Below are 14,948 nucleotides of genomic sequence, written 5' to 3'. Positions count from 1 at the left end.
TCCCTACTTTCCTGTACGACGGCATGTCCACGCACCCTTCCGGATGACCAACTGGGGGCCACCGAGGAAGGGGAGGTGTTGAGCTTTGTAGAACTGGAGCTGGCGGTAAAACCATGTATCCGGCCGGCCGCGCTTCATCTTCCGGAGGATCCGGCTTGCCACGGTCAAGCCCAGAGCTCCACCTACAAGCGCGCAAGCGATAAAGAGAGCTGGGTTGCCGAACAAGAACGACACAGGGATGCCCAGGATCACTCCGGCTCCCCCACAAACGCCGACCGTTCCCCACATTTCATCAGCAGTGAGGCCGCCCATGACGATGGGCTGCCTGTTGAGGTTGTGTGGAAGGAAGTCGAGCGTTCCGTCCTTCAGGTAAGTGGTCTCAGCCATATCGCATCACCAGTTAGAGGACGCCAGTAGCCTTGGTGACCATGAAGATGCCAACGCCGATCAGGCAGATCCCGACCACGGCGGTGAGCCCCAGGTCTCGCCACTTTTTCTTACCCTCGTGGATGTCGTGGTATACGCCATAGGCATGGGAGGCGACCCCCACCATCATGCCTCCGAGCAAGAAGAGCCCGATCAGCATGAAACCGTCGTAACCGTAGTTCTGGATGGTCTGCAGCCAGCTCGTTCCCTCGCCGCGTGTCGGGGCTTGTGCTCCTGGTAAGGCTGCGGCGGCAATGACTGGGTGCAGGCCCATGATCAATGCGGCGGCGCCTGTGAGTGACTTAGTGATGGTGCGGATAGACATCGGTTAGCTCCTTGGCTAGCTGAGAACGAGTGCGGAAAGGATCAGCAGCAAGACGATGACCCGGACGGTCGACGATCCTGCGATGTGTTTGTCAATGTTCTGAGTCGCCCAGCCCCGATAGATGCTGTACAGCGCCCAGGCACCCCAGAGGGTCGACAGTGCGATGACGGTACCTACGAACAGTACGGTGCTGGCCTGAGGCGTTATGCCGCTCGCAGCGTTGAAGGCTGCGACTTGAGTGCCGCTCATGCTCATGGGATACGCCCGCCGGTGAGGGTGTATTTGCCCGCTAGCTCTGCAGGATCCCGAGGCTGTGCTCGGCTTGGGGTCAGGTACTCCTGCAGGCCCTGGCGGACGCGCTGGATGTCGCCGGCCAGACGCTCATAGTCGAAGTGGTAGCGCTGACCAGGTTCGCTGGCGATTGTGGCGCTGCGCCGCGCCGAGTCCTCCAGGGCATTCAGCTGACGGATCATCACCTCGATGTTGGCCTGTTCTGATGCGCCGGCCGCTTGGGCATTGGGCATGAGGGAAAAGCCGCCGCTGACGCTGATCAGCGCGCCAATCAGGATTCGGCGAGGAGATGCAAGGAGGAGGAATGGCATGTTCACGGCTGGGCTCTGGCAAGACTGACTGTGGGCGTCAGGATGCCGAGGCCGTGGGCTGGCTCGCCTTAAGAAATACTTATCTGGGTGTCGTAGAATTTTTTGCGGTAAGAAAAGTCTTGCGCGTTTGAGGAGGTCAGATGCCGCATCGAAAACCACAATCACCGAAACTCCGTGAGTGGATAGCGGACTACCTAGGCGTCAATTTCCGGGATGAGTCGTGCTACGACAATGCCATCCAGGCAGCGGAGCAACTGCATGCTGATGGGCTGGTGAGCTCAGCGGAGCTAGTCGATATGATCAAGCGAGCCAATGTGTTCCTGCTCCGGCTTCACGGTTAAGGTAGTAGTGGCCTCTGGCGCTTGACTAAGCCCATTGAAAACTCGGCCACGAATGCGACTGCTTTTGGGGCACCGTTTCTGCGTCGATTTCGACGTAATTTTTCGTCAACCGATTTTGGTTGACGGCGAATGGTACGATTGGCATGATGATCTCAATCGCGCCCGATCCTCTGGTGCTGGCTTAGTCCGGCATTACGTTCGGGCCTTCTTATTTCTGGGAAATGGATTTTGCTGGCTCCGAAACCTTTTCGAACCTATACAGATCTCGTGGCTCTCATCCAGCAGCGCAGGATGCACGTCGCCGATACGGTTCGAGCCGAGCGCAAGCTGGCTCAGCTGGGCTACTACCGCCTAAGCGGATACTGGTATCCCGCACGCGAGTTCGATGTCGATACGGTGACCAACCAGGCGAAGATTTGTCCGATCACCAGCAAGCCGCTTCGGCAGGATGTGTTTGCAGCAGGTACCTCTTTTGACGACGTTGTAAGTCTGTACAGGTTCGATAAGGACCTTCGGCTTCTGATGCTGGATGCGATCGAACGGTTGGAAGTCAACCTGAAAACGGTTATAGCCCACGTTGTTGGTTACCACGACCCGATGGCGTATATAGACGTCAGCTATATCGTCCCTAAATATGCAAAAAACTTCGTCGACTCGCGCGGAAATCCTCGAAATACCTGGAACGAGTGGACGTTGAACCAACAGAAGCTCTTGGATAGGAGTACCGAGGATTCCATTCAATGGCACCGTCGTACAGGTAGACCCATTCCTTTCTGGGTTGCTGTGGAGGCGTGGGATTTTGGTGCGCTGTCTCGTTATTTTGAGATGCTCAAAGGGACCTACCAGAATCAGATCCTTTCAAGGTTTGGTTTGACTGATGCCAAGATTTTCGCCCGCTGGTTGCAGGCGATCAACTTACTGCGAAATCGTTGCGCTCATCATACCCGGATCTGGAACCAGGTTGCGGCTAACCCATTATCTGCTCTCCCTGCAGACCCCTATTTTGCAGCCTTGAATTTGGACGGCAATGCGTTGGCCAGGCTTTACGGTTTGGTATCCATTATTTGGTTCTTGCTCAAGCAGCTCGCGCCTAGCTCGGACTGGATCAGAAAGGTTGCGGATCTGGTTGACAGCAAACCGGGGTTACCAGGATGCACGTTCGTCTCGCTTGGTCTTCCAGCCGAAACTGGATTTCCACGTGCCGCCTTTGGGATTTAACGCTCTGCTTGGTTAGCGGCACGGTGGCTGCGGTCCCATGAGTTCCTGGTTTCAAGGTGGGATTCAAGCTATCTCGCGCTTGAAAAAGAGCAGATATCCGACTGGCATAGGAAAGCCGTAGGACCATGCCTGGGCATTTTGATTGCCCACCTTGATCTCCCCTCGACAAACGGGCTGTGTGCTGACGAGCTCCCAACCGGCGGCGCCGAGTTCGAGCATCTTCTTCTGCAGTGGCTCTTCCTCCGCCAGAAGAGAGACAATATCGGGCTCCAACGTCTGCTCCGTGCTCTTGAAGATCCAAGCGCCGCTGGTCGTGTTTTTGAATGGGATAGCGACGTACTCAGCGTGGTGTTCGAATTTCTTGCTCATAGAGACTCCTTTGTTTAATCAGCCGCGCACTTGACGCGCCCCAAGGGCGAGAGCGTCGACGTACTCTTCCTCACAAATACTTCTTGAAGCTCGCGGCCGTAATGCTCACGGACACGCCGAGCAAGGCAGCGCAGGGGAGTAGCACCAGCATGGGGCTGATGCTGATCGGGAGCGCCAAATAGAAAGTCCAAGGGAAAATGGCCAACGGCATCATCGTTGCCCGGGCCTTGTGGTACAGGTAGCTGGACTCTCGACCGGCACCGAATTTACGGAGGTCGCGCCGGACCAGACCGTCGACCAGGCCTGTGAGTGCGGCCATGGCAAAAAGCGGTACCGTCATCAACAGCACGACCAAGCGGACGCAAAATACCAGGACGGTGAAAAGGGCCGCCAAGGCGTAGTTCTGTACAGTTGTGACGCTCTGCGCTGCCCAATAGCGCATGTCCAACTCGTTGCGGGGACCGGCTTGAGCGATCGACTCCATGCCCTGGACCCAGCTAAGCATCCCGGTCTTCACGACCAGCCAATCGTAAGCTTCGGTGACCAGCCAGGTCGCGGTACGCCCGGGCTCCTGGACGATAGCGCTATGGACCAGCCCCTTGGATAACCAGCTGATCTCGCTGACCAGCATTTGCTGACCGTGCCGCCACCCGGCCTCTGGCCAGAAGAAGTACAGGCATACCCAGTCGACCACGATGGCGAGGAATAGCGAGCTGAACATCACACCGATGAAGGTGATAGGGAACCAGAAGATCTTGCTGAACAGCGATTCCTGCCGCTCTTGCTGCTGTTCGGCCTTCTTTGAAACGTCATCTGCCATTGGCTACACCTCAAGCTGCATCATCGGTGGCCACCTGGCGGAAATCTTCAACCAGGTCTTCGGGCAAAGCTGATTTCAGCTCTTGATAGCCAGGGGCTTCCCACCAATCGCTCGAGGACGCCGCCGATCGCCGCATGCCGGCCGCGAGGTCCTGCAGGTTGCTGGGCATGACCTCATCTGGGTCGTTCGCGGGAAGCGGCATGCGCACCTTCCAGAGGTTCCCCCCCTCAATGAGCGCGAAGGCCTGTCCTTTGGGTAGCCCGACCACGTGGGCTGGCTCAATCATCGGTACGCTCGCCAACTGCACCTGGTCATGGGAGCTCGACGTGAATGCTGTTTTGCCGTTGACCGAGTCGTTCGCACTGCTTGCCGGCGTGCTGTTGTAGATCTGCACCTTGGGCAGCTGGTTGGTCAGCAGCTCGGCAGTTGCAGTCTCACGGACGCGTAGCATGAACAGGTTGTTGAAGTTACCGATCACCTGGCCGGCCTTGGCTTTCGAGCCAATCTTCGCCTCGATGTCGCTCATGGTCTGGGTATAGGCGGTGACCTGCATGCCGGCGCCGCCAGCTTTGTTCACCATCGGGATGAACTCGTCCCCAATCAGTTCGTTGAACTCGTCAGCGTGGAGGTTGATGCGAACCTTGCCACCGGCCATATGGCCTGGCAGGCCATCATCGATGCCATGCTTGTAAATGTGGCCAGCGACGGAGACCAAGTCGCTGAACATCGAGTTGCCCACCGCCGCGGCAACCTCGGTGTCGGACAGCGCGTCGAGACCGATGTAGACAACCGCACGCTTCCGAATCACTTGCATCCAGTCGAAAATCGGTCGCTGGTCAGCGAGATCCAGGTAATCAGGTGCGAGGAGTTCAGCGATACGACCAGTGGTGAGCTTCTCCAGGAGTGGTAACAAGGATGCAACGATCTTGTCAAAGTAGGTCTTGTCGTAGCGCACGGCGCTGCGCAGGCCATCCATGACCGAGTCGTTGATGCGTTTCTGGGTCAAGTACATGTCGATAGCCACGACGCGCAGCGGGCGGTCTTTCATAGCAAAAGACAGGTTCTTCCGATCGATCTTGCCTTCAACTTCAACGATGGCTTGCCAGGCCTTCGGATCATGTTCTGCGAAGTACTTCTGGGCGTATTCGATGAATAGCTCATCGATGTTGATGACGTGTCGGCGGATCTGTTCGTAGTCAGGGCGGCGGCCGAGGGCGACCAATGACTGCGCGATGATGTTGACGAATCGCCAGGCGAACTCCCGGAACGCAGCAGAATTGCCCTCGCCGGAGAGCTGGCCAGCGATACGGGTGGCGACCTCGCTGATCCGACCAAAGCGGCCGATGGCGTTGTAGCGCGCGGAAATGTCCGGCCAGCCCAGGTGAAACACATAAAACTCGTCGAGGCGCCCCGCGCGCTTGCATTCGATGTACATGCGCTTGAGCAGATCCGCATCACCTTTCGGATCGAAGACGATCACAACCTCGTGGTCGGCCTGTGCCTCTGCACGCCGGCGCCGGCTCCAGCGATGGGAAGTTTGGCTCCGGCGCCCCATACGGACTCGCGGCCCACGTCGATGCGTTCGGCGAATGTCCTGCGTGATGAAGACCTCAGCCAGCCGAGTCTTACCTACCCGTGTGGTTCCCAGCACCAATGTATGGCCCACGCGCTCACCGAGAGGCAGGCTAACGTTCTGTTCATCAGGCTCGATTCCATGCAGTCTGGGCAGGCCACCCACGGGTGGCAGTGGCCTGGCGGGGTTCCAGTTGGAGTCCCAGCCAGTGACCTTGGTGATTAGCTTCAGTGGAAAGGGGGCGAACTCCAGACGTTCCTCCATCCAGCGCGCACGCATATAGAGGTTCGTCGGCTCGACGTAGGCCGCGAACTGGGGAAGGTAGGTGTCGGCCAGGCGTTGCGTGTGCTTCTGTGTCCACCGGAATCCACGACCGATGAACAAGCGCTCGTTGCTGATCGGCATTTCAGCGCTGGTCATGGTGTAGTGGGGAAGCCGCCGTAGATTCGCCTGGTAGCGTAGGACCCTCCGCGCCTGCAGGAGCCGAATGGTGCCCAGGTAGATAAAACCCAGGGCGGCGACAATCCCGAACAGTGGTGTCAGGGCGAAAGCCCAGGGTGCGCCAATGCAGAGTGCAGCCGCTACATAGCAGACGGCAGTGGTGAATAGTTCTACCGGGGGGCGGAGCAGAGATTCAAGGGTGTATGTCGCCATCTCACGTCCTCGAGGTGTAGGTTAGGGCGTCGGCTTCAGCGCGTGCTGCCTCGACCTGGTCCGGAGTCAGCCGTTCGGCCAGGCGCTGGGCGAATGCGTGTTCGTTGAACTCGGAGATCCCGGTTAAGCGCGCACCGTAGAGCTCGCTCACGTGGCGGACCTGCTCGATCATTTGCTCCCGGCCGGGTCGGTGCAGGGGATGGCTGATGATCAGCGTGAACACCGGCGATACAGGTCGCGTTGGGCGCATACCGATTCTCACTGCTGAAGGGTTGTGGCTGTGATCAGCACCGGGTAGTGCTGCAGTCCCAAGCGACCAGCAATATCGCTGGCAGGAACGGGCATCACTTGCAACCCGGGAGCCCAGCGGCGGATCTCTTGCAGTCGTGCTGCGTTGCCGACATTCACGGCGAGTCCCACTGCCTGCAGGCCTTGAAGTGCCGGCAGTTTCTGCTTGAGCCAGGCCTGCGACATTGGATCATCCCCGACGATGAACATCGGCTGCAGACCAGCTGCATTGATGACCCGTCCCTGTACTGGGCCCGGGCTCAGTTCTGGAGTCAACACCGGGAAAGCCCCACCAGCCCGGACACCAGTCACAACCGGGGGAGCGTGCGCAGGCTCGGGCTCAATGTCCTGGTAGTAGGGCAATGCCGATGCTCCGCCGCGGTCCTCCACTACAGTGAGCACCGCTTGCTGGTCAGCATTGGTGGGTAGGGCCAGACTGGTCACTATCGCAAAGGCTAGGGCTTGCAAGACGTGTGACCGCCAGGCGTGGGGATATGTCATGGGGTCCGTACCTCGAAATTGATGCCGGTGACCCGGCTGAGATGTTTCGCGAAGTAGCCACGGTACTTTGCCGCCGGCGCGCCGCCGGCCGGGCGGTGATACCGCCCGGCAGCATCGATCCAGGTTCCCCCCTTGGCCTTTTGCTCAGCCAGGATCTGGGCGGTCACCGCCAAGTTCTTGTAGGGGTCCAGGCCTTCGCAGGGAAAGCTGTAGCGATGCCCGTTCGAGCGAATATTGGTTTGCCCCAGTCCCACGTCGACTCGAGCGGGCCCAGCCGTCGCAATTGCGATCACCAGCGCTCTGCAAGCATCGGCGCGGGTGGCGAAGCGATAGCCGGTGCCCGCTACATTCAACGTCCACGGCCAGGGCACAAGCTGACCCCGAAGTCGGGTGCCGCTCTCCTGCAGCGCCACTGAATAGAGCACGACCGGTGGAACCCCGTGCCTTATGGCGATCGCCTTGTAAGCTGGTGGCGGATCTTCCACGCCCCACGCATTGCCGGCGAACAGTAGCACCGGCAGCAGGCAGAGCTGCCACCAACTCATTGACGGCGCCATGATCCGTTCACCTGCGTCACGGCCGCTGGCAGCGAGCCGCCGAGACCGAGGCGAATCCAACGACCCTGGTCATGATTGAGTGTGATCAGTCGGCTTTTAACGCTGGACGGGTCAACACCCGCGAGGATTGCCCAGCGGCGAATACGTTCATCGTCGTTCTGGCTGCCGACGAAATAGAGGTCAAACGGCGTCTGGGACGCCTGCAGGCGTTTGACCTGGTCGATGCAGGGCAGGCAGTCGTCTTTGACGAAGAGTGCCATTCGCCCGTTACCTTCCAGAGCTGGGCCGCTCCCGGACCCGGACCGGGCCGAAGGGGAGGCCGAAATCTCAATGGCATTGATGCCCGGGAACAGACGCTGGTACGCCTCATCGTAGGCTCGCTGGTAGGCGAGCTCCCTGTCGACTCGTTGACGCTCTGCCTGAACCTGGAGCTCGGCAAACCGGCGCCGCTCACTATCCGATCGAGCTTCGATTCCGAGTGCAGTTAGCGGGTCAAGCCCCGGCGAATACACCCCCCGAGGCCCTTGCATCACCTCTTGATATCGCTCGTATTCCTTGGAGGTCAGGCCCCACTCCTGCGCTGCTTTATCATGAAGCTTGTCCTGCGACAGGATGCTTTCGCTGGTGAGCTGTTGAACACTGGGGGCGCCTCCTCCTACAGCGGAAGGAAGCGGCGCGGCCTCAATGCCCGCAGCAGTAAATGCGCAGGCGCAGGCGACGGCTCGAACGATCGGTAGATTCATGATGCTTTTCTCATGGCTGGATGCTCAGGGTTCGGGTTGTGCCGCCGGCGTCGAAGGTTGCAGTTCGTTCATCTACAGCCTTGAGTCGCCAGGTGCTGCCACTGACCACTTCGCCTGGCCGAAGCAGGTAGATCTGGCTCAGTCGCGTGCTACCGGTGGGGGCAACAGATAGAAAGCGCTCGCCGCCCCGGTATTCGAGACCGACCATCTGAAATGGCGGAGGCTCTTGCGGCATGGGCGTGGCTTTAACCGGTGCGGGCTTCGCCTTCGGTTTGGAAGTGGAGGCTTTAGGAGCTGGTGCAGTTGCCTGGGCCTGTGGCCTGCTCATTTTCTGCAGTTTGCCGTCAAGTGACTCAAGGTCGGCTTTCAGTACCAGGAGATCCCCCGCAGTCGCGGATGAGCGAGTGGCTTCAACTGCAGCTTCGTGGGCCTGCTTTGCCGTGGCTTGCACTGCATCGATCCGGCTCGAGAGTGTTTGCTGGCTAACACGGAAGTCTTCCATCGTGACCAGGGGTTTGCCTGACACAGTGTCGAGACGATCGTCGATCGTGCTCACCCTGCTCTGGAGTGCGTCGATGGAAATTTTCTCTGCTGCTCCGTTCACAGCGCGAGACAGGGTCGACAGCTGGTATTGCTGGAACGCGATGATGCCGCCCAGGATGAGCAATCCTGCGGCGATGGGCAGATATTTTCGGATCGGCAGTTTCATGGGGGTCCTCTCGAAGCCGAGTACACCCTCGCGCAACCATGATGCTGTTTCAGCAGAAAATACTTAGCCCGACCGCGTGGAATTTATTGATCGATGCCGAAGGGCCCGCCATCTGCTGGTGAGCGCCGCGACTGAAAACCCACTCTTGCAGCCCGGGTCGCTCAAGGCGAGCGTGCTGGACAAACGGCTTTTTCGGCTGACGGTCAGTGTGAACCGCCCCGGGTATCGCGGAGGCTCCACCTTTTGAGAAACTGGAGCCACTATGCCAAAACCACCTAAATTTTCCCCCGAAGTCCGTGAGCGTGCTGTGCGGATGGTCTACGAAGTCCGCGAGTCGCACGATTCTCAGTGGGCAGCCATCGAGGCTGTGTCCAGCAAGATCGGATGTACAGCCCAGACCTTGAGCAACTGGATCCGCAAGGCCTCTTCCCCCGCAACGTCTAGTGCCCCGGCTGATCCCCGGATCAAAGAGCTGGAGCGCGAGGTTCGTGAGCTCAAGCGAGCCAATGAGATCCTCAAGGTCGCCAGCGCTTTTTTCGCCCAGGCGGAGCTCGACCGTCGTTTGAAGTGATCTGGCGTCTGATCGACGAGCATCGACAGCGCTTTGGAGTCGAGCCACTGTGCCGCGTGTTGCAAGTGTCTCCATCGGCTTACCGGCGGCATGCTGTACGGTTACGTGATCGCTCACGGCGCTCTGCCCGAGCGATTCGTGACGAGGCACTTGCCGTACAGATTCATCGTGTCTGGCAGGAAAACTACGAGGTCTATGGGGCCAGGAAAATCTGGCGGCAGATGCATCGCGAACATCAGGCAGTAGCGCGCTGCACAGTGGAGCGGTTGATGCGTGAGAGGGGGCTTTGCGGCGTGACCCGGGGCAAAACGGTGAAAACCACACAAGCGGATCCTGACAATGCCAATCCCAGGGATCTGGTAAAGCGTCAGTTCACTGCTGAACGCCCCAATCAGCTCTGGGTCGCCGACTTCACGTTCGTTTCAACCTGGCAGGGGTTTGCCTATGTCGCGTTCATCGTGGATGTCTATTCACGGTTCATCGTTGGCTGGCGTGTCAGCCGACACATGCGTACAGAGTTTGTTCTGGATGCACTAGAACAAGCCCTTCACGCCCGTCGGCCTGAGCCTCATCGACTGGTTCACCACAGCGACAGAGGCTCGCAATATCTGTCGATTCGTTACAGCGAACGGCTGGGAGAAGCGGGTATTGAGCCGTCAGTTGGCAATACCGGTGACAGCTACGACAACGCAATGGCAGAGACCATCAATGGCCTTTACAAGACCGAGCTGATTCACAAACGAGGGCCATGGAAAAGTGTTGAAAGCTTGGAATGGGAAACGCTGAAATGGGTGGCTTGGTTCAACCATCAGCGCCTGCTGGAGCCGATTGGAAATAGGCCGCCGGCTGAGTTTGAGGCACTATACGAACAGAGTCAGACAACAAGCCCAATTGCAGCCTGACTCAAACAGAACAGCCTCCGCGATACCCGGGGCGGTTCAGTGAACGATTGCCCCGAATGTTTAGAACCAGCCATCTGTGGGTTACACTGGATTCACTTTCCAGCAGGCAAAAAAAACCGCCTTTAGGGGAGGCGGTTTTTGTGCAATCCAGATTAGGGGTCTGAATTGCGAGTCCTCACAGGGACCATCAACGTGCGTTCAGTTTACGTTCGTAAATTACGATTTGCAAATGGTGGTGGTCCGATCGGGATTGCGTTTTGGCATGCGACGAATGTAGCGGCCGTTATCGGTGGCCTGAAAACAACGGGCGGTGCGGGCAGCCCGTATTTTTGAAACAGCGGTGCCAGTGCGGCCCCGGCTACCTCGGACACGGCGGTGTCCCCCCTACAGCGCCTCGGTGAGTTCGGCCAGATTCTTGGCATTGCGCAGCGGATGCCCCGTCGGAAAACACCAGCAGCCTGTTGATGCACAGCCGCTGGTTTTTCCAGTGCCTTGAAGTGTACCCGGTCAGTGATCGGACCGATGTAAAAGTCCATTTCGCCCTACTCCGGATCTTGCTGCATACGCGATAACAGTCCCTCATGGATGGTCAGCTTGACGGCCGGATAACGCTGCTTAAACGGCTCAAGCACTATTCGTAGAAAGGCAATGTGGGGAACAGTGGAAAGCCCGACCGTGACGTTCCCGAGGTGCTGCCAGCCAGTTGCAACACCTCGTCCCGCGCCCCGTCCATGTCCAGCAGTATCGCGCTGGCCCGCTGCTGGTAATGCTTGCCGGCCCACGTCGGTGCCAGATCGTGGAGAACGTTGTCATCATAACGTTGGTAATGTCTGATTGTCTTATTTCGCGCCGTATCACAGTTTAAGTGGACATGCACAATCACTGAAGCAGCAAAAGGCGAGGATCAACTTCGCCACACGTTGCCATATGCTCCAGGCATTCCTGCACGATGAGACTGGCTTCCTCCATAGCGGCGACCTCTTTCGATAACGTGTCTGAGTCGCGCGACGCGTGCGCCTTTAGAGCAGCAAAAGCAGCATCATGAACTCTTTTATGTGGGGTCTCAATTTCTCGATAGCCAGGTAGTTGAGAGTAGCTTTTTTTACCTGCACCCTCATAGTACCACTTACCAAGTCGACAGTGAGTATGAAGTGCAAAACTACTTTCGCTTTCGTCGGAGATACCAAATAGTACTTTATAAACTCGAAACTTATAGATCAGATGATCAATTTTTGCCAGCTCACAGAAACTACGCAACGCTGAGGCAGAAACAGTCCGTTCGGTGGTGGCGGACATTTCTAGAAGACGTCGCATGGTGTCAGCCGCCTCTTGGCCGTCTTTGCTAAACACCGCGGAGTGCTCAGCTAAATTAGCGATCTGATCGCGGCTATTTGAACTATCTGAGCGAATTTTTCCTACAAGAGTTGTAATTTCTGCGGTGGCTTCTGCTGTCCGCTTTGCCAGTTTACGCACTTCATCAGCCACTACAGCAAACCCTCGCCCCGCGTCACCCGCTCGCGCAGCTTCAATGGCAGCATTAAGGGCTAATAAATTCGTTTGGTCAGCTATCTCTTTAATAATCTGGAGGATGCCGCCAACCTTCTGCGCTTGCTCATCAAGTTGACCAACTTTCGCTGACGCCTCTTCAGAGGAGCCGGCCAATGTTTGCAAGTTCATTGCAATGGAATCGATAGCGCTTCGGCTATCTTGGGAAATCAGCTGAGCTTGGACAGCGTGCTGCCTTTCTTGTCCCATACTCTCCGCCAATTTAGCGAAGGAAGATTGAGTCATTTCCAACGATCTGGAGAATGTTGAAAGATTTGCGACCAAGCTGGCAAATTTTTGACTGCTCGCTTGATATTCGGCCACTCGCTGCTCAGCTTCAAATGCACGCTGATTGGCTGAATTAAGGTTTTTATCCGCAATCTCCAGAGCTAGCTTCAACCTCTGAACTTCATTGTTTTCATTTTCTGACTTATTCCACCACGCCTTCATATTGCACCTGTCTGTAATCGCTGAATAATTTGTTATGAGCCGATTTCGAAGAATGAAATTTTCTAATAAGGTAGTAAGTCGCTGGCTGGCGTAATTATGCTAGTGGCAAATGCCCTGATACAATTGCGAATATTGCCACAAATAAAGGTGAATTCAATATATGATACTTTGATGCCCTGGTTCGCGATGCTTGAATGGATAAGAATGCCAAGGGTTTGGCTGCTTTCATATGGGAGATCGCCAATGTCTCATTGCTCAGATATCTATACACAATATTCTCAAGCATATTCTTTGCTTCCGCCTTAAATGCTTTCGATAACGAGTTGATACTTCAAGAAGGCTTCTCAGTATCTGACTAAAACACTAGGATTAACCGGGGCTAGCCTCCTATTAAGCTAATGTAGTGAGAATATAAAGCATTTTCCATAGACAGACGGTACTGCCGAATACTCGATAAACTATTAATATCTGAACTAGTGGTGCAACCAACCTAATTTCCGGTTTGGAAACGCTTGCGAAGCTAATGTCAATACCTTCAAAATAGTATATTTCTATCAAGCAAAAATAGCCAGTCTATCAAGTAAAATCCAGGGGTTGGATCCAATACGCGCAGTGCCATTTTTTGGACGCCAAAAAAAAGTCTAGCAGGTGCACGCTTATTCCATTGCTGGACGATTGCAATCCAAAAGTGTGAGTTCCGTCTAGAGCATATGGTGAGATATCATATTGCCATTATAAAAAATAAACATAAGTTATCCTTGTTTGATGAGAAGTGAGATGTCGGGTTGCTATAGATTTAAGATTCAAGATAAGAATTTAAGAGTGAATCCCAATGCTTAACGATGTGGCATTGTTTGTTGAGATCGTGCGATCTGGAAGCTTGTCAAAGGCGAGCAAAAAGCTTTCCGTTCCAGCCAATACGTTAAGTCGACGACTGATAAATCTCGAAAAGAGACTTGGCACGTCGTTGATTCTCCGGTCGACTCAAGCATTACGGTGCACAGCCGATGGTGAGCGTCTTTTTGACAGTTGTAGTGCTCATATTGATATTTTAAATTTAAAAATAAACTCTTTACAGTCTGCGCTCAATGACGTGTCCGGGAAGGTCAGAGTGCAGGTTCCTTCAGGTTTCTTTAATTATCCGAAAAATGATTTCCTGTGCAAATTGTTAGAAGTTCACTCGGAACTTGAGATTGAGATAATTGTTTCAGATGAGGAAAAGAATCTCATAGAGGAAGGGATTGACCTTATGTTTCACTTCGGTGAGCCGAGAAAGGGAAGCTATATTATAAGGAGGCTGAGTGGTTCGGAGTTGGGTTTGTACGCGAGTCCCTCGTATCTTGCCGAAAATGGACTTCCTGAAAGACCTGAAGAAATGGAGATGCATGATTGCTTTCACTGTACATCTGGAAGCTCCGTTGAAATTAAACGGCGGGACGGTAGCGGCGCCAAAGAGATTATTATATGCAAGAGATTGAAAACTAGGTCAATTCCAGCCCTGATTAACGCCGCCGAGCATGGCGTTGGAATCGTGTTAATGAATACTTCTTGTATGATTAACAATAATTCTTTGATACGGGTTTTACCTGAGTTTATAGCTGAAGGTGAGCCTTTGTTCGCAGTCTACTCTAATCATCATGCCTTATCGGCCTGCGCTAGAGTGGTAATGGATTATGCCTTTCAACGGAGCGAAGAATTCGACGTTTATCCATCAATGCCTTCCCATCTAGAATTTAATCATGAAGAAGAACTTACCCGTCACAAATAACCAGTGCGTTTTCCCTTCAAGTCAGCGTTTGATTTCAGCTACAGATCTTCAAGGGAATCTGACCTATTGCAATGAGGAGTTCGCCTCCATCAGTGGATACAGTCGCGAAGAACTGATAGGGAGTCCCCATAACATTGTAAGGCATCCCGACATGCCAGAAGCCGTATTTAAGCAGATGTGGTCATATTTACAGTCGGGAAGAAGTTGGATGGGTGTCGTGAAAAACCGATGCAAAAACGGTGATTTTTACTGGGTCAGCGCTTACGTCACTCCAATCATGGAAGATGGCCGGTTGACCGGATATGAGTCTGTAAGGGTCAACCCTACCCGTAAACAAATAGAGCGCGCTGAACTGCTATATGCTCGTTTGCTGATCGGGAAACCTGCGATTCCTTTGCTGCGTAAATTCATGGTGATCCTGTGCAGATATGTAGTGCCTATCATAGCTGGGATGGTCGCCTGCGGTGCGACTCTATTACTCCCGAGCCTAGCAGCCTTATCTATAACATTTATCTTATTCCTGGCCTCGGCTTGGTGGATATGCGCCAGGCAAGAAAAGGTATTGAAGGAAGTTATTAAAACTGTC

Annotated in this window: 16 protein-coding genes, 2 pseudogenes and 1 other annotated feature; of the genes and pseudogenes, 4 read left to right on the top strand and 14 right to left on the bottom strand. The window is 55.2% G+C overall.

The genetic code is table 11. The features are described from left to right. Positions 1-3: 3 nt before the first annotated feature. The 4 genes from AC5QPF_RS24525 to AC5QPF_RS24510 all read right to left on the bottom strand — a co-directional run bounded on the left by AC5QPF_RS24525 (position 4) and on the right by AC5QPF_RS24510 (position 1,359). Positions 4-387, bottom strand: coding sequence for a TIGR03750 family conjugal transfer protein (locus tag AC5QPF_RS24525; protein ID WP_023048762.1), 384 nt, complete (start codon positions 385-387; stop codon positions 4-6). A 13-nt stretch (positions 388-400) separates the two neighbouring features. Beyond that, a complete protein-coding gene (locus tag AC5QPF_RS24520; protein WP_225231682.1) occupies positions 401-700 on the bottom strand; it encodes a TIGR03745 family integrating conjugative element membrane protein in 300 nt (99 codons plus the stop codon). A 66-nt stretch (positions 701-766) separates the two neighbouring features. After that, positions 767-1,006 carry a TIGR03758 family integrating conjugative element protein gene (locus tag AC5QPF_RS24515; protein WP_124320357.1) on the bottom strand — a complete coding sequence of 80 codons (240 nt, stop codon included), beginning with the start codon at positions 1,004-1,006 and terminating at the stop codon, positions 767-769. Further along, positions 1,003-1,359 carry an integrative conjugative element protein, RAQPRD family gene (locus AC5QPF_RS24510; protein WP_494960270.1) on the bottom strand — a complete coding sequence of 119 codons (357 nt, stop codon included), beginning with the start codon at positions 1,357-1,359 and terminating at the stop codon, positions 1,003-1,005. Before AC5QPF_RS24510 ends, AC5QPF_RS24515 begins: the two co-directional genes overlap by 4 nt. A gap of 626 nt (positions 1,360-1,985) precedes the next feature. Between AC5QPF_RS24510 and AC5QPF_RS24505 the strand changes: the two genes are divergently transcribed. Further along, a complete protein-coding gene (locus tag AC5QPF_RS24505) occupies positions 1,986-2,912 on the top strand; it encodes an Abi family protein (protein ID WP_494960269.1) in 927 nt (308 codons plus the stop codon). A gap of 63 nt (positions 2,913-2,975) precedes the next feature. Here the strand turns inward: AC5QPF_RS24505 and AC5QPF_RS24500 are convergent, their stop codons facing one another. The 8 genes from AC5QPF_RS24500 to AC5QPF_RS24465 all read right to left on the bottom strand — a co-directional run bounded on the left by AC5QPF_RS24500 (position 2,976) and on the right by AC5QPF_RS24465 (position 9,126). Next, positions 2,976-3,281: a hypothetical protein gene (locus AC5QPF_RS24500; protein ID WP_494960268.1), complete on the bottom strand. Its 306-nt coding sequence runs from the start codon at positions 3,279-3,281 to the stop codon at positions 2,976-2,978. A gap of 70 nt (positions 3,282-3,351) precedes the next feature. Continuing rightward, a complete protein-coding gene (locus AC5QPF_RS24495; RefSeq protein WP_494960267.1) occupies positions 3,352-4,101 on the bottom strand; it encodes a TIGR03747 family integrating conjugative element membrane protein in 750 nt (249 codons plus the stop codon). A 10-nt stretch (positions 4,102-4,111) separates the two neighbouring features. After that, on the bottom strand, positions 4,112-6,328 hold the full coding sequence (traD, locus tag AC5QPF_RS24490) for a type IV conjugative transfer system coupling protein TraD (RefSeq protein WP_494960266.1): 2,217 nt from the start codon (positions 6,326-6,328) through the stop codon (positions 4,112-4,114). Between the two features lies 1 nt (position 6,329). Further along, positions 6,330-6,551: a hypothetical protein gene (locus tag AC5QPF_RS24485; protein ID WP_009402022.1), complete on the bottom strand. Its 222-nt coding sequence runs from the start codon at positions 6,549-6,551 to the stop codon at positions 6,330-6,332. A gap of 35 nt (positions 6,552-6,586) precedes the next feature. Continuing rightward, positions 6,587-7,117, bottom strand: coding sequence for an integrating conjugative element protein (locus AC5QPF_RS24480; protein WP_225231595.1), 531 nt, complete (start codon positions 7,115-7,117; stop codon positions 6,587-6,589). Beyond that, positions 7,114-7,674: a lysozyme family protein gene (locus AC5QPF_RS24475; protein ID WP_494960265.1), complete on the bottom strand. Its 561-nt coding sequence runs from the start codon at positions 7,672-7,674 to the stop codon at positions 7,114-7,116. The genes AC5QPF_RS24480 and AC5QPF_RS24475 overlap by 4 nt, the downstream gene beginning before the upstream one ends. After that, positions 7,659-8,417, bottom strand: a complete 759-nt coding sequence (locus AC5QPF_RS24470; RefSeq protein ID WP_110968410.1) for a TIGR03759 family integrating conjugative element protein — start codon at positions 8,415-8,417, stop codon at positions 7,659-7,661. The genes AC5QPF_RS24475 and AC5QPF_RS24470 overlap by 16 nt, the downstream gene beginning before the upstream one ends. Positions 8,418-8,427: 10 nt before the next feature. Further along, positions 8,428-9,126: a methyl-accepting chemotaxis protein gene (locus AC5QPF_RS24465; RefSeq protein WP_110968595.1), complete on the bottom strand. Its 699-nt coding sequence runs from the start codon at positions 9,124-9,126 to the stop codon at positions 8,428-8,430. A gap of 262 nt (positions 9,127-9,388) precedes the next feature. Here AC5QPF_RS24465 and AC5QPF_RS24460 point away from each other — a divergent pair. Further along, positions 9,389-10,599, top strand: a protein-coding gene (locus tag AC5QPF_RS24460) for an IS3 family transposase (protein WP_494960264.1) whose coding sequence is annotated in 2 segments (ribosomal slippage) — positions 9,389-9,656 and positions 9,656-10,599 — 1,212 coding nt in all. Because the reading frame shifts where the segments join, the coding sequence is not laid out codon by codon here. Beyond that, positions 9,655-9,771: a sequence feature (AL1L pseudoknot), on the top strand. It overlaps the preceding gene by 117 nt. 879 nt (positions 10,600-11,478) lie before the next feature. On the opposite strand, the gene AC5QPF_RS24455 is transcribed toward AC5QPF_RS24460, so the two are convergent. Further along, complete coding sequence (locus AC5QPF_RS24455) at positions 11,479-11,895, bottom strand: CZB domain-containing protein (protein WP_494964242.1); 417 nt, start codon at positions 11,893-11,895, stop codon at positions 11,479-11,481. Between the two features lie 33 nt (positions 11,896-11,928). Next, positions 11,929-12,186, bottom strand: a pseudogene (locus AC5QPF_RS24450) (methyl-accepting chemotaxis protein); the annotation flags it as partial. 1,240 nt (positions 12,187-13,426) lie between these two features. On the opposite strand from AC5QPF_RS24450, the gene AC5QPF_RS24445 reads away from it, so the two are divergent. Continuing rightward, entirely contained in the window at positions 13,427-14,362 is a 936-nt protein-coding gene (locus AC5QPF_RS24445) for a LysR substrate-binding domain-containing protein (RefSeq protein ID WP_494960263.1), read from the top strand. After that, positions 14,334-14,615: pseudogene (locus AC5QPF_RS24440) on the top strand (PAS domain-containing protein); the annotation flags it as partial. The gene AC5QPF_RS24445 and the pseudogene AC5QPF_RS24440, both read left to right, overlap by 29 nt. Between the last annotated feature and the right edge of the window lie 333 nt (positions 14,616-14,948).

The organism is Pseudomonas sp. Con_6, assembly GCF_059379395.1.
Note: the sequence above shows the minus strand (reverse complement) of the source record. Positions and strands in the feature narration are given on the sequence as shown.